Annotated in this window: 16 protein-coding genes; 11 read left to right on the top strand and 5 right to left on the bottom strand. The window is 68.6% G+C overall.

The features are described 5' to 3' along the window. Positions 1–45: 45 nt before the first annotated feature. The 6 genes from ACFXMV_RS01455 (at position 46) to ACFXMV_RS01430 (ending at position 6201) form a co-directional block, all read left to right on the top strand. Complete coding sequence (locus tag ACFXMV_RS01455; RefSeq protein WP_378499056.1) at positions 46–588, top strand: Lrp/AsnC family transcriptional regulator; 543 nt, start codon at positions 46–48, stop codon at positions 586–588. Positions 589–597: 9 nt separating this feature from the next. Then, positions 598–2088, top strand: coding sequence for an adenylate/guanylate cyclase domain-containing protein (locus ACFXMV_RS01450; protein ID WP_378502674.1), 1491 nt, complete (start codon positions 598–600; stop codon positions 2086–2088). A 120-nt stretch (positions 2089–2208) separates the two neighbouring features. Continuing rightward, complete coding sequence (locus tag ACFXMV_RS01445; protein WP_378501251.1) at positions 2209–2583, top strand: nuclear transport factor 2 family protein; 375 nt, start codon at positions 2209–2211, stop codon at positions 2581–2583. A 109-nt stretch (positions 2584–2692) separates the two neighbouring features. After that, the gene (locus ACFXMV_RS01440) at positions 2693–3562 is read left to right on the top strand and encodes a DNA-3-methyladenine glycosylase family protein (protein ID WP_378501254.1); all 870 of its coding nucleotides are present in this window, start codon (positions 2693–2695) and stop codon (positions 3560–3562) included. A 141-nt stretch (positions 3563–3703) separates the two neighbouring features. Next, the gene (locus ACFXMV_RS01435; RefSeq protein WP_378501252.1) at positions 3704–5104 is read left to right on the top strand and encodes an MFS transporter; all 1401 of its coding nucleotides are present in this window, start codon (positions 3704–3706) and stop codon (positions 5102–5104) included. 92 nt (positions 5105–5196) lie between these two features. After that, a complete protein-coding gene (locus ACFXMV_RS01430) occupies positions 5197–6201 on the top strand; it encodes a TIGR03617 family F420-dependent LLM class oxidoreductase (protein WP_378502675.1) in 1005 nt (334 codons plus the stop codon). A gap of 14 nt (positions 6202–6215) precedes the next feature. Here ACFXMV_RS01430 and ACFXMV_RS01425 read toward each other — a convergent pair whose 3' ends face one another. After that, the gene (locus ACFXMV_RS01425) at positions 6216–8105 is read right to left on the bottom strand and encodes a helix-turn-helix domain-containing protein (protein WP_378499227.1); all 1890 of its coding nucleotides are present in this window, start codon (positions 8103–8105) and stop codon (positions 6216–6218) included. 113 nt (positions 8106–8218) lie between these two features. Here ACFXMV_RS01425 and ACFXMV_RS01420 point away from each other — a divergent pair, with 113 nt between their 5' ends. Continuing rightward, positions 8219–9631, top strand: a complete 1413-nt coding sequence (locus ACFXMV_RS01420; protein ID WP_378499226.1) for an FAD-binding oxidoreductase — start codon at positions 8219–8221, stop codon at positions 9629–9631. Positions 9632–9649: 18 nt separating this feature from the next. On the opposite strand, the gene ACFXMV_RS01415 is transcribed toward ACFXMV_RS01420, so the two are convergent. Beyond that, positions 9650–10549 (bottom strand): alpha/beta fold hydrolase, encoded by a 900-nt coding sequence (locus tag ACFXMV_RS01415; RefSeq protein ID WP_378499225.1) that lies wholly within the window; start codon positions 10547–10549, stop codon positions 9650–9652. Between the two features lie 103 nt (positions 10550–10652). On the opposite strand from ACFXMV_RS01415, the gene ACFXMV_RS01410 reads away from it, so the two are divergent. Then, positions 10653–11831, top strand: a complete 1179-nt coding sequence (locus tag ACFXMV_RS01410) for a hydroxylase (protein WP_378499224.1) — start codon at positions 10653–10655, stop codon at positions 11829–11831. 69 nt (positions 11832–11900) lie between these two features. Here the strand turns inward: ACFXMV_RS01410 and ACFXMV_RS01405 are convergent, their stop codons facing one another. After that, positions 11901–12539: a TetR family transcriptional regulator gene (locus ACFXMV_RS01405; protein ID WP_378499223.1), complete on the bottom strand. Its 639-nt coding sequence runs from the start codon at positions 12537–12539 to the stop codon at positions 11901–11903. 70 nt (positions 12540–12609) lie between these two features. Between ACFXMV_RS01405 and ACFXMV_RS01400 the strand changes: the two genes are divergently transcribed. Then, the gene (locus ACFXMV_RS01400) at positions 12610–13788 is read left to right on the top strand and encodes an alpha/beta hydrolase family protein (RefSeq protein ID WP_378499222.1); all 1179 of its coding nucleotides are present in this window, start codon (positions 12610–12612) and stop codon (positions 13786–13788) included. 69 nt (positions 13789–13857) lie between these two features. On the opposite strand, the gene ACFXMV_RS01395 is transcribed toward ACFXMV_RS01400, so the two are convergent. Together ACFXMV_RS01395 and ACFXMV_RS01390 are read right to left on the bottom strand one after the other, a co-directional pair. Then, positions 13858–14601, bottom strand: a complete 744-nt coding sequence (locus tag ACFXMV_RS01395; protein WP_378499221.1) for an SDR family NAD(P)-dependent oxidoreductase — start codon at positions 14599–14601, stop codon at positions 13858–13860. A 25-nt stretch (positions 14602–14626) separates the two neighbouring features. After that, positions 14627–15550 (bottom strand): 3-oxoacyl-ACP reductase, encoded by a 924-nt coding sequence (locus tag ACFXMV_RS01390; RefSeq protein WP_378499220.1) that lies wholly within the window; start codon positions 15548–15550, stop codon positions 14627–14629. A gap of 341 nt (positions 15551–15891) precedes the next feature. Between ACFXMV_RS01390 and ACFXMV_RS01385 the strand changes: the two genes are divergently transcribed. Continuing rightward, complete coding sequence (locus ACFXMV_RS01385; protein WP_378499219.1) at positions 15892–17316, top strand: MFS transporter; 1425 nt, start codon at positions 15892–15894, stop codon at positions 17314–17316. A gap of 100 nt (positions 17317–17416) precedes the next feature. Then, entirely contained in the window at positions 17417–19009 is a 1593-nt protein-coding gene (locus ACFXMV_RS01380; protein ID WP_378499218.1) for an acyl-CoA synthetase, read from the top strand.

The following is a 19009-nucleotide window of genomic DNA, read 5'->3' as shown; positions in this document are numbered from 1 at the left end:
GATATGATCAGTAGTGACGCACGACACTGGAACGAGGTCGCCATTGTGATCAGCATCGACCGGCTCGACGCCTCGCTGCTCAAACTGCTCACCGACGATCCGCGGGCCGGGGTGATGGAACTCGCCGCGCGACTCGGCGTCGCGCGGAACACGATCCAGTCCCGGATGCGGCGGCTGGAGGAGACAGGGGTGGTCACCGGCTACCGGCCGGAGGTCGATCTGCCGACTCTCGGGCTGCCGGTCCAGGCCTTCGTCGGAGCCGAGCTCGAACAGGGCCGCATCCAGGACGTGATCGAGGATCTACGTGGGGTTCCGGAGGTGCTGGAGGTGCACACCACGACCGGTCGGGAGGACCTGCTGATCCGGATCGCGGCGCCCTCGCACGAGGAGCTCCTGCACGTGCTCGAGAGCATTCTCGGGCTCGACGGCGTCGCGCACACCACGACCACGCTCGCGCTGACGACGCCGGTGAAGTATCGGACGCAGCCGCTGGTGGACCACATCACCCGCGAGGCGGGTCACGGGCGCTCCGCGGCGTCCTATCGGGGCGGGGGCGACGGGGGTTCCCCAGGTCGCGACACGCCCTAGACTGTTCCAATGGAGCCGCCGGGGGTCCGGTACATCGAACGTGACGGTCACGCGCTGGCCTACCAGGTCGTGGACGGCGGGCCGCACAACGCCGTGGCGTTCCTCGAAATCGGGATGCATCTCGATCTGATGTGGACGGATCCCCACATCCTCGCCCTTTTCGAACGAGTCGCCTCCTATGCGCGCACCGTCTACGTGCAGCGCAGGGGTTTCGGTCTCTCGGACCAGGTCGATCACGTCCCGACCATCGAGCAGCAGGCCGACGACATCGCCGCCGTGATGGATGCGGCGGGCATGCGGCGGGCGACCCTGATCGGGTACGTCACCACCTGCGGCCCGCTGGCGCTGCTGGCGGCACGGTCCCCCGCAAGTGTCGCGGGCCTCGTGCTCGTCAACCCTGTCGCCCAGGGGCCGCTGTGCGGCGCAGCCGAGCTGCACGGGTGGGAGGCCGAGGAGGCCGACCACTTCGTGGCCGGTTATCGGGAGGCGTATCGAAACTGGGGAACCGGGCAGTCGCTGGAGATGTGGGATCCGGCGTTGATGTCGCCGCACAACAGGCGGCTGATGGCGATGATCGAACGCTGTTCGGCCACCCCGGCGGCCGCCAGCGCCTTTCTGGAATGGGCGTTATGTCTTGATATCTGCGAGGTGCTGCGCTCGGTCCAGGCGCCCACCAGGGTGCTCTGCAACCCGGCCAACGCGGCCTCCGAGGGGGCCGTCCGGTATGTCGCCGAGCTGATACCCGGTGCGAGCTATCGCGTGCTGCCCAGGACGCGGCCGGGCGCCTCGATCGGGGAAGGTTCGATACCCATATTCGATCAGATGGAGGAGATGGTCACGGGGGCAAGCCATCCCGCCGACGTCGACCGGTTTCTTGGCTCGGTCGTCTTTACCGACATCGTGGGTTCGACCGAGTTGCTGTCCGGGCTCGGGGACGTGAGCTACCGAGAACTCCTCGCGGCACACGAGCGACAGGTCCGGCTGGAGGTGGCGAACTCGGGCGGTCGCGTCGTCGGCATCATGGGGGACGGCACCTTCAGCCTCTTTGACGGCCCGAGTTCCGCGGTCCGCTGCGCGCAGGCGATCAGCCTGGCCGCAGCGGAACTGGGCATCGAGGTTCGCGCCGGTGTGCACACGGGCGAGATCGAACACATCGGCACCGACCTGGCCGGGATGACGGTGCACATCGGTGCCCGAGTCGGCGCCGCCGCCGGGCCGGGCGAGGTGCTGGTGTCGAGGACGGTTCGGGATCTGGTCGTCGGATCGGGCCTGATGTTCGAGGACCGGGGTGAACGTGAACTCAAGGGCGTACCCGGCCGCTGGACGCTGTATGCGCTCACCGCAGGCGACCACAGTCCTATTTCGGTTCGCCAGGAATCGCGACTGCTCAACCCGATCGACCGCGCCGCACTCCAGGTGGCACGGCGCGCCCCGCGACTGGCGCGGGCCGCTGTGAGCCTGGCCAACGCCAGGCAGCGCCGACGGATGCGATCAGGCTAGAGCGTGTCTGGGTGGATCGTCGCCCCGACGAATCGGTGGACGACCTGTACATGCATTGAGCCCGCTGATTGACTTGTTCTGTCGCTCTCGTCTGAGAACGACAGACACGGGAGGTGTCTCATGTCAGCTGAGCAGAACATCGAGATCGCGAAGCAGGGGTACGCGGCGTTCTCGGCCGGGGACGCGGAGGCGGCGATGGCCAACCTCGCGGACGACCTCGAGTGGATAGTGCCGGGCAACAGCGCGGTCTCCGGCAGCTTTCACGGCAAGGCCGAGGTCGGCGGGTTGTGGATGAAGATGGCCGAGAAGTCCCTGACCACCACGCCCGAGCACTTTCTCGGCGACGGCGAGAGGGTCGTGGTGCTGACCCGGGTGAGCGCAGGCGGGGAGAGCTGGGACGCCGCCGACGTCCTCACCTACCGGGACGGGAAGGTCGTCAAGATCCAGTCCGTGGCCGACACGGCGAAGGCCGAGAAGGTGTTCGGCACCGCCTAGCGGACAAGGTGCGACGGCGGGGGCCTATCGTCGAATCGTGACCGTGCCCGCCCCCGCAGCCCCCGGCGACGCGGTGGAGACCGAACTGGTCAGCCGCCGCCCGCTGTCGATGGCGCTCACCCTCGCCCCTCTCGGCCGCGGCCCGTACGACCCCTGTCACCGGGTGGCCGCGGACGGCGCGATCTGGCGGACGTCACTGCTGCCGACCGGGGCGGTGACCTATCGGCTGACCCAGGCCGACGCGTCGACGGTGTCCTGCCGGGCCTGGGGGCCGGGCGCGCGGGAGTTCGAGACCACCCTCGCCGACCTGCTCGGCGAGCGCGACGACACCGCAGGCTTCGCCCCCGAGCACCCGAAGGTGGCCGAGGCGAACCGCCGCTTCCCGGGCCTCCGGATCCCACGCACCGGACGGGTCTTCGAGGCCCTGGTGCCCGCGATCCTCGAGCAGCGGGTGCACACCGTCGCGGCCCAGGCGTCCTGGCGGCGGCTGGTCCTCCGGTACGGCGAACCGGCGCCCGGGCCAGCCCCGGACGGGATGCGGGTGCCGCCGCCTGCGGAGGTCTGGCGCCGGATCCCGTCCTGGGAGTTCCACCGGGCCGGGGTCGACCCACGCCGCTCCCGCGTGATCGTCACGGCGGCGGCCGTCGCGAGCCGACTGGAGGAGGCCGCCGCGATGACGGCGCCCGAGGCATCGGCCCGGCTACGGGTGGTCCCCGGGATCGGCCAGTGGACGGCGGCGGAGGTCGCCCAGCGGGCCCTCGGCGATGCCGACGCCCTCTCGGTGGGGGACTTCCACCTGTCCGCGACGGTCGGATGGTCGCTGCTCGGCCGCCCGTTGGACGACGCGGAGATGGTCGAGTACCTCGAATCGGTTCGGCCGCACCGGCATCGGGTTGTCCGGCTGCTCCAGGTCAGCGGGCAGGCGGTCAAGCCGAAGTTCGGGCCGCGTACCCCGATCACGGATCACCGGCGACGCTGACGCCCGCCGCCACGGAGGTTGTCTCCATGAGGGTGGGGCTTCAGTGGACGCTTCCTCCATAGCGCCCGGACCCCCGGGTTCATAGTGTGGCGGGCATCACCTTTGAACGCTGATGTACTTCGCTGCTAGGAGTTGCCCCGAATGACAACCGCACACGCCGGCGCCGCAGCCGGTGGCCCCGCAGCCGGGGACATCGCAGGAGCGGAGCTCGAAGCCCGGGTGGTGAAGAAGGTCGCCAGGCGCCTGATCCCGTTCCTGGCGGTCCTCTATTTCGTCAACTACCTGGACCGGACCAACATCGGGTTCGCGAAGCTCACCATGAGCGAGGAACTCGGGATGACCGAGGCCATGTACGGCCTCGCCGCCGGTCTGTTCTTCGTCGGTTACCTGATCTTCGAGATCCCGAGCAACCTGGCGCTGCACCGCTTCGGCGCGCGCAAGTGGATCGCCCGGATCATGCTGACCTGGGGCGTCCTCGCGGCCGCGCTGGCGTTCGTGCCCAACGTCGGCAGCCTGTACTTTCTGCGGATCCTGCTCGGCGTCGCCGAGGCCGGCTTCTTTCCCGGCGTGATGCTGTACCTGACGTTCTGGTTCCCGAAGAAGTACCGGGTGCGCCTGATCGGTCTGTTCCTGCTGACCCTGCCGGCGTCGTCGGCGATCGGCGCACCGCTGTCGGCCGCGATCATGCAGTACGGCGACGGCCTGTTCGGCCTGTCCGGCTGGCGGGTGATGTACCTGCTCGAGGGCCTGCCCGCGGTCGCCCTCGCGTTCGTGGTCTGGTTCTACCTGACCGACAAGCCCCATCAGGCGAAGTGGCTCGACGACCGCGAGCGGGCGTGGCTGGTGGAGTCCATGGACGCCGAGGCGCGCGAGCTCGAGGCCAAGCACCACACCCCCGTGCGCAAGACCCTCCGCAACCCGCGGGTGATCGCGTTCGGCTTCGTGTACTTCGGTATCACCTACGGCCTGTACGCGCTCAGCTTCTTCCTGCCGAGCATCGTCGCCGGGTTCTCCAAGACCTTCGGCACCAAGTTCTCCTTCCTCGAGACCGGGCTGATCGTCGCCGTGCCGTTCGTGATCGGCGGCATCGCGATGGTGCTGTGGAGCAGGCATTCGGACAGGACCGAGGAGCGGGTGTGGCACGTCGCCGCCCCGACCCTGCTCGGCGCGGTATCGATTCCCGTTGCGATGTACCTCGATTCACCGTTCGCCGTGATGGCGGCCGTGACGTTGACCGCGATCGGTGTGCTGTGCGCACTGCCGGTGTTCTGGTACCTCCCGACGACCTTCCTGGCGGGCGCGGGCGCCGCGGCGGGCATCGCCATGATCAACTCCATCGGCAACCTCTCCGGCTTCGGCGCCCCCTACGTGACGGGCTGGCTCACCGACCTGACCGGCAGCGTCAAGGCCGGGCTGTGGGTCGTCGGCGCCGTCATGCTGATCGCGGCGATCCTCGTGGTCATCCTGAATGCCAAGGGTGCCCAGGATGATTCGACCGAAGCCTCCGACGTCGAGGATGTGGAGCCCGTCCCGGTGCGCTGACCGGGCCATTTGGGCCGGCAGTGCTCAGCAGGCACGTAATGTGGCAACGGAGGGCGAGTTGCCTGCTATAGGTCTGGAGTAGTCGGATTGCCATGGAACTAGTGACATCGCTACCTGCCGACACTCCGCTGCGGCAGGTAGCGGAACGTGTGCGGCGCATAGAGGAACTCGGTTTCGACACGGTGCACATCTCGGAGACCGTTCGAGATCCATTTGCCGTTGCGGCGCTGGCCGTAGAGCACAGTTCCACCCTCACCGTGCGCACGTCCATGGTGGTGGCGTTTGCGCGTAGCCCGATGCTGACCGCATTGGCGGCCTGGGATCTGGCGGACTTCTCCGGCGGTCGATTCCAGTTGGGGTTGGCGACCCAGGTACGCGGAAATATCGTCGGACGCTATTCGATGCCGTGGACAGATCCCGTTGCGCAACTGCGCGATTACGTCGGTGCTGTGCGGGCGATATTCGAGGCCTTCCGATCCGGCAGTGCTCTCGACTACGAGGGCACGCACTACACATTCACCCGGCTGCAGCCGTACTTCAATCCGGGGCCGATTGACGTTTCGGCGCCTGAGATCTGGACCGGTGGGGTAAACGCGCGGATGTGCGCACTTGCAGGCGAGGTTGCCGACGGTTTTGTTGCACATCCGACGAGCTCGCATCCGAAGGTGCTCGCGGAGAGGATAATTCCGGCGCTCGAGTCCGGTGGCCACAAACCCCGGATTGTCGCGGTTCCGAAGGTGATCACCGGGCGCGGCGCCACCGCAGTCGCTTCCGCCCGAGAGCCGGTGCGCAAGGAGCTTGCGTTTCTGTACTCCACGCCCGCATACCGAGTTGCGTTGGATGTGTTGGGGTTCTCCGAAGTAGGGGAGAAGCTGACCGCCATGGCGCGCTCTGGCGACTGGGCTGATCTGGCCACCGTACTCACCGACGACGTACTGGATGTCCTTGTCACACAATGCACGTATTCGGAGTTGCCCACTGTGTTGACTGCAAAGTACGCAAACCTATGTGACGGAATTGCGTTGGCGGCACCGGCAGACGCTGCCGACGACGAGGAGTTTCGGGAGATGTGCGCGGACCTTCGGTCGTCGCAGTAGCGCTGCGGCCGAGGCTAGAGCTGTCCGAGCCGGACGGCGCCCCCGCGGAGCCGGAGCAGGAGCTGGAGATCCAGCGACTGGTCTGGCTCGCGCCATGCGGTGCCGATGAGACGGTCGACGGCGTCGAGCCGCTGATACAGGGTGTTGACGTGGATCGCGAGGTCCGCGGCGGTGGCCGAGTGCTTGCGGTTGTGGTTCAGGTATGACGCGAGGGTGTCGAGCAGCGGCACACCACGCCGCTCCTGCTCGCGCACGAGCGGCCCGAGCTCCTGCTCCATGACGGCATCAAGTTGTTCCCTGCCGGTGCGGCTCAACAGGATTCGATAGATCCCGAGCCTGCTCGCGGCCATCACCTGAGACTTGCGGCCGAGGGTCTCGAGCACGTCGACCGTCTGCTGTGCCTCGGTGTAGGCCCGGGCCAGGCCCTCGCCCCCGCGCGCCGGTTCGGCCAGCCCGACGGTGGGCGCGGTGTCGGGCTGCACCCAGGCCGCCGCGACCTCGGCAGGGTCCATCCCCGGGACCAGCACGATGACGCGGGACCCGTGCTCGGCCACCACGGTGCCGGACGGGAAGCCGATCCGCTCGATAGCCGACCGGGTCCTGTTGGTATCCCGGGGCGGGCGGGCGACCGCCACCGTGTACGTCCGCTCCGGGTTCAGCCCGGCGAGCTGGAACTGCTGCCGAGCCTCCGGTGCGGTCGGGGCGGGCCGGGTGATGAGGTCGACGAGGAAGGCGTCCCGCGCGCGCCGGGTTGCCTCGTGGGTGGCTCGTTCGCCGATGAGCGCCAGCGCGATCGCGGGGGCCGAGCGGTCAAGGATCAGCAGCCGTGCCGGGTCGACCTGCCCGGTCGCGTCGGCGAGGGGGCACAGCATCAGAAGCACGCCGAGCCGGTCCCCGCCCGCCCGTACCTCCCGGCCAACGAGCACGCGATCACCGGCCGGGCCCCGCAGGCCGATCGACACGGTCTCCTCCGCTGCGCCCCTGTCGAGCACCTCGAACAGCCCGGCGACCGCCTCCTCCGACCCCTCTAGCCCGGCGGGGAGCTCGGCCGGTTGGGCCACGAAGAACACCGGGCAGCCAGCCGAGGAGGACGCCTCGCCGATCAGGTCCCGGACCCCGCCGCCCTGCAACACCACCTGGGTCAGCGCTCGGTCCCACCGCAGGCTCTGCTCCAATACGTCCGCGCGCCTGGCGAGTTCGGCGTTGGCCGCGTTCACCTCGGCCACGGTTGCCCGGTACCGCTCCATCGAGCGCGCGTTGTCGATCGCGACGGCGGCGTGGGCGGCGAGCGACGACAGCAGCGAGATCTCGTCGTTGCTGAAGCTGCGTTCCTGTCGCTTGCATGCACAGAGGGCGCCGAACATGGTGCCGCCGAGCTGCAACGGCACCGCGAGCAGACCGCGCATGTTCTCGGACCGGGCCGCGAGGTCGGCGGGCCCCGTGTGCGGGAAGGACGGGTCGTCGCGGTAGTCGGGCGTCCACAGCGGTTCGGAGCGGGCGATGACCCGACCCATCAGGCCCTCGGCCCTTGGCACCTCGAGCCCCAGCAGATTTGAGGTGAGCGCCCCGCTCGCGACCTCGATGACCAGGTGGTCGTCGTGCAGCAGGCCGAGGTAGGCGAGGTCCACCCCGAGGAGGCGTTTGGCCTGGTTGACGATCTCGGTCAGCAGTGCGCGGTGGTCGTGCATCGTCGTCAACTGGGTGGAGATGTCGTTCAGCGCGGCGAGCTCGGTGGCCCGCTGGCGCCGCTGCTCGAGAGTCGCGCGCAGGGCGACGGCGGCGTGTGCGGCCTGCTCGACGCCTGCGCGGTCGGCGCCCGGCTCGGCGAGCAGCCCGTCACGATGCGCGATCAGCTCCTCCGTGGTGGCATCGCCCAGCAGCAACGCCAGCCAGCTCGCCTGCATGCCATCTCCTCCGGAGTCCGCGGATCCGTATGGAGACATCATCCACCGTTTGGCCTGTTTTACGGAGTCCGGCCACATGGTCGCGAGGCGGCGCCGGATCTACCGTGGGCAGCATGAGTGCGAATGCCCCGCTTGCCCCCGCACACGCTCTGGTGGACCGGTTGCGGTCCTCGATCCCCGAGGATCGACTGGTGCTCGATCCGGACGTGATCGAGCGGTACGTGCACGACGAGGCCGAGTGGGCGCCGTACGAGACGCCGCTGGTCGTCGTGCGGCCGCGCACCGCGCAGGAGGTACAGGTTGTCGTCCGGCTGTGCATCGAGCACCGGGTTCCTGTGGTCTCGCGCGGGGCGGGCACCGGGCTGTCGGGCGGAGCCAACGCGGTCCGCGGGTGCGTGATCATCGCGTTCGACAACATGAACGCGATCAAGGAGATCGACCCGCTTGAGCGGCTCGCGGTGGTCGAGCCCGGAGTGGTGAACGACGACCTGCGCGCGGCGTGCGCTGAGCACGGCCTCTGGTATCCGCCGGACCCGTCCAGCGCTGCGTGGTCAACCATCGGCGGCAACGTCGCGACGAACGCGGGCGGGCTGTGCTGCGTCAAGTACGGCGTGACCCGCGACTACGTGCTCGGCCTGCAGGTCGTCACCGGCACCGGCGAACTGGTCCGACTCGGCCGCCGGACCGCCAAGGGCGTCGCGGGGTTCGACCTGGCCGGCCTCATGGTCGGCTCGGAGGGCACCCTCGGCGTCATCACCGAGATCACCGTCAAGCTGCGCCCGCTGCAGGACCCGCAGCGCACCATCGTCGGCTACTTCGACTCGATCGTCGACGCGGGACTCGCGGTCCGGGCGGTCGCCGAGGCGGGCCTGACGCCGTCGGCGCTCGAGCTGATCGACCGGCAGTGCCTGCTAGCGGTGGACGGGTGGAAGAACATGGGCCTGTCCGCGGACGCGAACGTCGTGCTGCTCGGCCGGATCGACACCCCGGGCTCGGTCGGCGATGCCGAGGCCGAGAAGATGCTGGCCTGCTTCGACGGGTCCGGGGCCACCTGGAGCGCGCAGTCCAGCGACCAGCAGGAGGCCGACGCCCTGTTCCTGGCCCGCCGACTGGCCTACCCGGCGATGGAGCGGCTGGGGCCGGTGCTCACCGAGGACATCTGCGTCCCGAAGGCGGCGGTGCCGGAGATGCTCGAGCGGATCGAGAAGATCGGCGAGCGACACAAGATCACCATCGCGAGCATCGCACACGCCGGGGACGGGAACCTGCACCCGCTGCTGATCACCCCGCGCGACGACGATGACGCTCGGTTGCGCGCGCAGGCGGCATTCGCCGAGATCATCGACCACGCAATCCAACTCGGCGGAACGGTGACCGGCGAGCACGGCGTCGGCCTGCTCAAGATGGACGGCTTGGCCAAGGAGCTGGACCCGACGGTCCTCGACATGCACCGCAGCGTCAAGAACGCCCTCGACCCGCACGGCATCCTCAATCCGGGCAAGGTCATCAGCTCGTCGGACGGCTGACCGAGAAGGGAACGTCTCCTACGGGTTTCGGTTTGGCGCTGACGCAAGATCGTTCGCTGCCAGCGCGAGAATGTCGTTCGCGTGGCTGAGCGCAATGAAATGACCACCACCGTCGACCGGGTGCCAGATGGCTCCAGGGGTCCTGTCCGCCACCGTCTTGTTGATCACCTCGGGCACCAGGGCGTCGGCGTTGCCCTGCCAGAAGTGCACCGGGCGAGTCACTTTGGTCATATCGAACGGCCACGCCTCGTAGAGCATGGTGGCGTCCACGATGAGCCCGTCTGCGCCCTGCCGGAAGCACTCTCGCCCCGCCTCGAGGAACGACTTCATCACCGTCTCGTCAGCGAGCACCTCCCGATCCGCCGCGCTGACCGACTTGTTGATCGCCTTCGCGTAGCTCTCCGAAAAGTGCTTGGCGCTCAACCCGAGCAGCTCGTACATGAGCTTGAAGCCAGGGTGAAAATGAAGCGCCAGGCGACCGCCGAGAGCGTCCTGGCTGCTGAGATACTTCGCGGCCCAGTTCGCCCCGAACGTTCCGTAGTTGCCCCCGGCGATGCACGTGACATGGACGAGGCGCGCGGCGTCCAGGTACGCGGCCGCCGCAAGGGCCCAAGGTCCACCCTCGGACCAGCCGGTTACCGCGAATCGGTGTGCGCCCAAGGAATCAGCCAGCAGTAGGAGGTCATCGGCCCAGCGCTCGAAGGTGCGTCCCGGCTGCATGTCGGACCCGCCGATGCCGGGCCGGTCCGCGCAGACAAACCTCACTCCAGCGGCTTTCGCCGACGAGTCGAACAGCTCAGCCTCCAGGCGGCTCGAGGGTCCACCATGGTTGTGCAATACGAGTGGTCCGTCCGGGTCGCCGGCTTCGAGATAGGTGACAGTCCGGCTACCGACCCGGATACTTCCCTCTCTTGTCACGTGGACTCCTCACAGTGTTGGTCCGGCGTCGAAACTGGAGGTACTGCGATCTCCTCCATATTAGGCTCGACCGATCGTTCGCCCCGGAGAGTTGAGGTAGGTCATGGGTCAGGTCCTGGATCGGATTGAGCAGTACGCGGACGAGATCCGCGCCGAGGGCGCCGAGGGCGACAAGCTCATGCGGCTTTCGGACACGTCCGCGAAGCGGCTACGCGACTCGGGTGCGATCCGCATGCTGCAGCCGAAGGAGCACGGTGGCCTCGAGGTGCACCCGCGGGAGTTCGCGGAGACCGTGATGGGCATCGCCGCGATGGACGGCGCGGCCGGATGGGTGACAGGCATCGTCGGCGTGCACCCGTGGGAGCTGGCGTTCGCCGATCCCACGGTGCAGGAGGAGATCTGGGGCGCCGACCAGGACACCTGGGTCGCGTCGCCGTACGCGCCGATGGGTGTCGCCAAGCAGGTAGACGGCGGCTATGTCCTCAACGGCCGCTGGTCGTTCTCCTCGGGCACCGACCACTGCCAGTGGGCGTTCCTGGGCGCCTTGCTCGGCAACGCCGACGGCGCGCCGGTGATGCCGCCGGTCATCCTGCACGTGATCCTGCCGCGGTCGGACTACGAGATCGTCGCGGATTCCTGGGACGTCATCGGCCTGCGTGGCACCGGCTCGAAGGACCTGATCGTCAAGGACGCGTTCATCCCGACGCACCGCACCATGCTGGCGTCCGAGGTCATGGACGGCACCGCGGTGAAGGCGGCAGGCCGCACCGAGACGCTCTACAACATGCCGTTCTCCTGCATGTTCCCGCTGGGCATCACCTCCGCGGTCGTCGGCATCGCCGAGGGCGCGTTGGCCTGCCACATCGCCGCGCAGAAGGACCGGGTCGCGATCACCGGAACGAAGATCAAGGAAGACCCGTACGTGCTCTACGCGATCGGCGAGGCGGCCGCGGAGATCGCCGCGTCCCGGGCCGCGCTGCTCGAGAACGTGGACCGGTTCTGGGACATGACCGAGAAGGGTCAGGAGATCGACTTCGAGGCCCGGGCCATCGGCCGTCGCACCCAGACCGCCGCCGCCTGGCGCGCCGTGCGTGCGGTGGACGAGATCTTCGCGCGGTCCGGCGGCGGCGCGCTGCACTACAAGTTCCCGATGCAGCGCTTCTTCCGGGACGCGCACGCCGGCATCGCGCACGCGATCCACGTGCCGGGCTCGATCTTCCACTCCTCGGCGCTCACCCAGCTCGGTGGCGAGCCGCAGGGGATCCACCGCGCCATGATCTAGGCGGCTTCGCCGCCCGTGCGCGGATAACGGGTCCCTGGACCCCTCAACCGCGCACGGGCGCGAAGCGCCTCATTCGGCCGTGAGCAGCGCGACCGCCATTCGGATCAGCTCGGGCTCGAGCGCGTCGAGGTCCTGTCCGGTGGCGGTCGCGGGTTCGCGTTCCCAGGCCGCGAGCGCCCCGATCACGAATCGCGCCATCAGCGCGACACGCCGGGCCCGCGTGGACTCCGGTATCTGGGTGAGTTCGCCCGCGATGTCCGTGAACAGGCCGTGCACCACCATGATCGCGTCGGTGTTGGGTTGGCGTGCGACCTCCGCGTCGTCGAGCGCGAAAAAATCGAGCCGGATGCCCGCAAGCCACTGCTCGCTGAAGCGCGCCCAGTAGCTGGGCTGGTGCCTGCGCAGCTCGGCGACCAGCGGGCTGACGTAGGCCTCGACCATCCTGGCCAGAGTGAATGTGCCGTCCGCTCGTGCCGACGCCATGAACGCCGCCCGGTCCTCGTTGACCGGCCCGGTGTGCAGCTGCCACACCGCCTCGAGCAGGCCCTCCCAGGATCCGAAGTGATAGGCGATCGCCGAATTGTTCTTGTGCCCGGCGGCCTTGACCACCTCGCTCGCGCGGACGCCGTGCAGACCCCGGTCGGCCACGAGCTGTTCCGCGGCCCGCACCAGGGTGAGACTGGTGGTTGACAGTGTGGTCTGCGTCACGGTACTAAGAAGCCCTTCTTAATGTCCCCGGTCGAGGCTACCGCCTCGGCACCCTGCCCGAGAGGCTGTCATGCGTCCATCCCGCATTTCCGTTCAGATCATAGGCGCGCTTGCGGTCACCGCAGCCGCCGTGACCAGCTGTTCCACTGGAGGCGACGACTCCGCAGCCGCGGCGCCGAAGAGTGGCGACGTGCTCTCGTCGGCGCCCCTCGCCAACGCCGCGGTGCTGCCAAGCGCCGCCCGCAGTGAGTTGATCACCTACGCGTCGGAGAACGGGAACGGCGACCCGATCGTGGTCTCGGGCACGGTGGCGATCCCTGCGGGAACCGCGCCGGAGGGCGGTTGGCCGGTGATCAGCTGGGCGCACGGCACGACCGGCATCGCCGACACCTGCGCGCCGTCGGGGGACACCGTCGACGGGGCCGTGCACGACTACGTCGGTGGCGTCACCGCCACCCTCGACGAGTGGATCAAGAAGGGCTACGCGGTGGTCCAGACCGACTACGAGGGCATGGGTACGCCCGGTGACCACACCTACCTCAACGCGACGTCGGAGTCGAATGCGGTGACCGACATCGTCAGGGCTGCACGGCATCTCGATCCCGCGGTGGGCACCAAGTGGTTCGTCGGCGGCCATAGTCAGGGTGGCGCTGCGGCGATCAGCGCGTCCGACCAGGCGGTGGACCGGGCGCCCGAGCTCACCCTGCTCGGCGCGATCGCCGTGGCGCCCGGTAGTGGCCTGAGCCAGACCCCGCAGTACATCGCGAGCGGAAGCCAGGCCGTGGCCCCGGTGCTGTCGTTCCTGCCGATCACCCTGCTCGGTGCTGCGGCGGCCGACCCCGCGGTGGTGCCGGAGGAGATCGTGACCCCCGCCGCGGAACCGCTGATGCGGGCCGCCCGCACGGGGTGCATCGCCGACGTTCGCGCCGCGATCGGTGACATCCAGGTCAATTCGGTGATCCGTCCGGGCGCGGACCTCGGGCCGTGGACGGACTACCTGGCCAAGCAGGAGCCCTCGAACGCCAACCCCAAGGTGCCGGTGCTGTTTGCGCAGGGCACCGCCGACGCCCTCGTCACGCCTGCCGCGTCGCAGGTCCTGGTGAAGCAGCTGTGCGACAAGGGCGCCAAGCTCGACTACCGGACCTATGACGGCGCAGATCACCGGGCCGCGGTCGGATCGTCGCTGGCCGACGCCCAGGCGTTCACCGGCGCGCTGCTCGCGGGGGAGGAGACCCCGACGACCTGCTAAGGCGGCTGCGCCGCCTGTGAGTCCTTTTGGCCCGCATAGGGGCCAAAAGGACTCACAGGCACGGAGTGCCTATCGCAGTTTGATGCTGCCGCCGTCGACCATCAGGGTCTGGCCGGTCATGTAGCTCGCATCGTCGCTGGCGAGGAACACCGCGACCCGGCCGATGTCCGATTCGGGATCGCCGAACCGGTGCAGCGGCGTCTTGGCGAGGAGCACGTCCTCGATGCCGGGGTTCGCCTTGATGTACGCCTCGACGCCCTCGGTCAGGGCGAGCGGCGAGATGATGTTGACATTGACGTTGTCCACGGCCCATTCGTTGGCCGCGACCCGGCTGATCGCGCGGATGGCCTCCTTCGCGGCCGCGTACGAACCCTGGGTCACCTGCCCCTCGAGGCCCGCGCCGGAGGCGAAGTTGATCACCGAGCCCTCGTTGGCGGCGAGCTGCGGGTGGCAGGCCTTCATCAACCAGAAGGTCGGGTAGAACCCGGTGCCGAACGACAGGTCGAGCATGTCCTGGGTGGTCTCGAGCAGCGGTGCCTGTCGCGACGCGTGCGCGTTGTTGACGAGCACGTGCACCGAGCCGAACGCCTCGACCGCCGCGGCGCAGATCCGTTCCGCGGAAGACTCTTTCGAGATATCGGCGTTGAGGTACTTCACCGCATCGCCGAGCTCGGTCTCGAGCGCCTGGCCGAGTTCGTCGTTGATGTCGACGATCAGGACCTTGGCGCCCTCCTTGACGAACGCCCGGACGATGCCGCGCCCGATGCCGCCGGCGCCGCCGGTGACGATCGCGACCTTTTCTGCAAGCCTCATATCGAGCTCCTTCGAGTTCAGCTGATCAGTCGACAGCGAGTGCGGGCTTCTCCAGCTCGGCCACGCTGTATGCAGCGTAGGTCTCGTACGGCCCACGGCCGACGAAGTACGACGAGAGCTGCTGGTCGAGCTCGTCGACGGTGAACGCGGAACCCGCTGCGTCGAACCGGTTCTCGACCTTCGGTGCGGCCATGAGCGCGACCATCTTGCCGTAGACGACGAAGACCTGGCCGGTGATCTCGTGCGAGGCGGGGGAGGCGAGGTAGCTCACGAGCGTGCCGACGCGCTCGGGGGCGAGCGCGTCCAGGCCGGTGGCTGCGCCGTCGGCCTCGCCGAACGCCTCGGCGGTCATGGCGGTGCGGGCGCGCGGGCAGATGGCATTGGCGGTGACGCCGTAACGGGCCAGGCCCTGCGCGGAGGACAGCGTCAGCGCGGTGATGCCTGCCTTCGCGGCCGAGTAGTTCGGCTGTCCGGCCGAGCCGAACAGGAACGCCTCGGAGGAGGTGTTGATGATGCGTCCGTAGACGGGACCGCCCGCGGCCTTGCTGGCGTTTCGCCAGTACACGGCCGCCGCGTGTGAGGTGGCGGCGTGGCCCTTGAGGTGGACCCGGATCACGTCGTCCCAGTCGGACTCGGACAGGTTGAAGATCATCTTGTCGCGGATGATGCCCGCGTTGTTGACGAGGATGTCGAAGGAACCGAAGTTGTCGACGGCGGCGGCGATCAGGCGCTCGCCCAGGGTCCAGTCGGAGACGTCGCCGAGCACGGCGACCGCACGTCCGCCCGCGGCCCGGATCTCCTCGGCCACGGCCTCCGCGGCCGGTCCCATGTCGTTGACCACAACGGCGGCACCCGCGGCGGCGAGGGCGAGGGCCTCCGACCGGCCGAGTCCGGCACCCGCACCGGTGATGACGGCCGTCCGGCCCTCCAAGCTCACTGTTTCACCCATCAGGGCCTCCTTGTATTGGTAATGCTGGGACGAAAACTAGTATCAATTCTAGTTCTGTGGCAAGCGTCGATCCCAGTGCGCACAGGCCCACGTGATCCGCGTTCCGACCCACTGCCTACTCGGCGGACTATGCTTTGGGTGCGTCGTCCCGCTGACTGAGAGTGACGCCCGCCACGTCTCGGATCCATGGAACCTTCTTCCGTCAAGGTGCCGAACGCAGGAGTCGGTGCCGGCGACCCACGAGCACGTCGGAGTTCTCTTTCATGAATCAGATGCCACTCTCGAGCGGCGAGGCCGAGCGCGCCCCCCTTTCCCGACGCCGGTCATTCGTTCTGCTGGCTGTGATCATCCTTCTGATCGAGGTCATCCCGCTGGCCTACAACTTCGTCACGCCCGCCCTGGCCGAGATCGCGAAGGATTTCGAGACCACCGCCGTCGGCTGGGTGATCACGATCGTCACCCTCGTGCTCGCGGCGACCACGCCGATCGTCGGCAAGCTCGGCGACATCTACGGCAAGAAGCGGGTCATGCTCGCCGCCTCAGGGGTGTTCGCGGCAGGCTCGATCATCGCGGCGCTCGCCCCGACCTTCGGGCTGTTCCTGCTCGGACGCGGCCTGCAGGGCGCGGGCATGGGCATCCTGGTGCTCGCCTACGGCCTGATCCGCGACGTGCTGCCCCGCGAGATGGTGCCGGTGGCCCTCGGCTTCATCGCGACAGGGATGGGCGCGAGCACGATCCTCGGTCCGATCCTCGGTGGCTTCCTGATCGACAACTTCGGCTACTCCAGCGTCTTCTGGGCGCAGCTGGCCCATGTCGCGGTCGCCGGTGTGCTCGTCGCCGCGCTCGTCCCGGAGTCCACGCTGCGCACCCCTTCGCGCCTCGACGTGGCGGGCGCGCTCATCCTCGGAGTGGGCGCCTTCATCCTGCTCTTCGGTATCGGCCAGGCCATGACCTGGGGTGTCACCGACGTGAAGACCGTGATCACGGTGCTCGGCGGCCTCGCGATCCTGGTGGGTTGGCTGTTCTACGAGCGCATGCCTGCGGAGCCCCTGATCGACCTGACGCTGCTCCTCGACCGCCCGGTGGCCAAGACCCTCGCGGCGAGCGCGCTCATTCAGTTCGTGCTGGTCAGCCATTCGATGCTGATCCCGATGTTCGCGATGACCGACGACAAGCTCGGGCTCGGTTACGGTTTCGGGCGGACCGCGCTCGGGGTCGCGCTGTTCACCGTCCCGACCGGCATCGCCTCGATGATCGCCGGACCCGTCGGCGGCTACGTCTCGAAGCGGTTCGGCCCCGCCGTCGTGCTGGTCTTCGGCGGTGTCACCCTCGGGATCGGCTCGACATTGCTGGCCACCATGCACGACACCGTCCCGCAACTCATCGTTGCCCAGCTCGTGATGGGCCTCGGGCTCGGCTCGGCCTCCGCGGCGCTGCCGAACCTCATCATGCGGAACGCGCCCGCGCGGTCGCAGGGCATCGCGGGCGGCATGCTCAACCTGTCCGGTTCGATGGGTAGTGCGATCGGCAGCCAGCTGATGATCGCGATCCTCATGGTCCCCGGGGTCATGGTCGCCGCCGGACATGCCTCTCTGTACCAGGAGGCCGGGTTCGTCTACGCATTCGCGGCGCTCGCCGTCGCAGGCCTGCTCGCAGCGGCCGTCGGGCTGAGTTTGCGGAAGCATGTCGCGACCGACGGGCAGCAGTCAGGCGGGCAGTCGCAGGAGGACGCCGTCACCGAGCAGAGCCTCGCCGGCCGCCACTAGACCTCAAGACGTCGGTGGGCTCGCGGACCCCTCAGCGCGGGCTCACCGACAATCTCGCCATCTCAGCCCCAGCCCAGTCTGCCCAGGCAAAGGAACTCTGATGTCGCTCAATCTTGCCGATCTGTTCGAGGCCGTGGCCGACGCGATCCCCGATCGAACCGCGATCGTCTGCGGAGCCGAGCGCCGCAGCTTCGCCGAGCTCGAGGACCGGGCGAACATGCTCGCCCACCACCTGGCAGAGGCGGGGGTTGGTGCGGGCGATCACGTCGGCATGTTCATGCGCAACAGCGTCGAGTTCGTCGAAAGCCTGTTGGCCTGCCTGAAGATTCGGGCCGTACCGATCAACATCAACTACCGCTACGTCGACGCGGAACTGGCCTACCTGTTCACCAACGCGGAGCTGGTCGCGCTGATCGCCGACGGCGAGTTCGCGCCGACGATCGCGGCGGTGCTGCCGACGGCGACCCGCATCGGGCACGTGGTGACCGTCGGTCCCGCGGACGAGGTGGACTGGGGCACCGCGACGGCCGTCGACTACCACGAAGCCGCCGACGAGTGCAGCGCCGAGCGTGACTTCGCCGCCCGCAGCGGCGACGACCTGTTCATCATCTACACCGGCGGCACGACCGGGATGCCGAAGGGCGTGATGTGGCGGCAGGAGGACTTCTTCTTCGCCGCGCTGACCGGGGGGAACCCGTTCGGTGACCCGCGCGGCAGTGTCGACGAGGTGGCGGTGGCGGTGCCGCACATCCCGCCGATGACGTGGATGCTGACCGCGCCGCTGATCCACGGCGCCGCCCTCTACTCGTTGTTCACCGCGTTCTTCGTCGGTGCCACCCACGTGCTGATGCCGAGGTTCGACGCGCACGATTGCCTGGCGCTGATCGAGCGCGAGCGGGTGATGACCATGACGGTGGTCGGCGACGCGATGGCCCGGCCGCTGGCCGACGCCGTCGAGTCGCACGGCCAGGACCACGACCTGAGCTCGCTGCTCGTCGTCGGCTCCGGCGGCGCACTGTTCTCCAAGAGTGTGCGCGACCAGCTCACCCGGCTGCTGCCGGCGCTGATGGTGCGCGACGGGTTCGGTGCGTCGGAGTCCGGGGTGGACGGCAACCTCGAGATCGGCGCCGACGGCACGCTGCGGATCTCCGCGAAGCCGTCGGTGCGGGTGGTCGACGAGCGGATGCGCCCGATCGCCCCCGGCTCCGACGAGGTCGGCTACATCGCCCGGTCGGGGAACGTGCCGCTCGGCTACTGGGGCGACCCCGAGAAGACCGCAGCCACCTTCCCGGTGGTGGAGGGCGTCCGGATGTCGATCCTCGGCGACGTCGCGAGGGTCGATGCGGACGGCTCGATCGTCCTACTCGGCCGCGGCTCGATGTGCATCAACACTGGCGGGGAGAAGGTCTACCCGGAAGAGGTGGAGATGGCACTCAAGAGCCATCCCGCCGTGATGGACGCACTGGTCGCGGGCGTCGCCGACGAACGGTACGGGCAGCGGGTTGGTGCCGTGATCGAGGCGAGGGACGGCTTCGAGGCACCCGGCGTGGACGAACTCGTCGAGCACTGCCGCACCCAGGTCGCCGGCTACAAGGTGCCGCGGGTGGTGGTCGGGGTTCCGTCGATCGTCCGATCGCCCAGCGGCAAGGCCGACTACCGATGGGCGGCCGCCACCCTCGAGGAGCACGCCTAG

The sequence above is a fragment of the Rhodococcus sp. NPDC059179 genome (assembly GCF_042754885.1).
Lineage (GTDB): Bacteria > Actinomycetota > Actinomycetes > Mycobacteriales > Mycobacteriaceae > Rhodococcus_G.
Note: the sequence above shows the minus strand (reverse complement) of the source record. Positions and strands in the feature narration are given on the sequence as shown.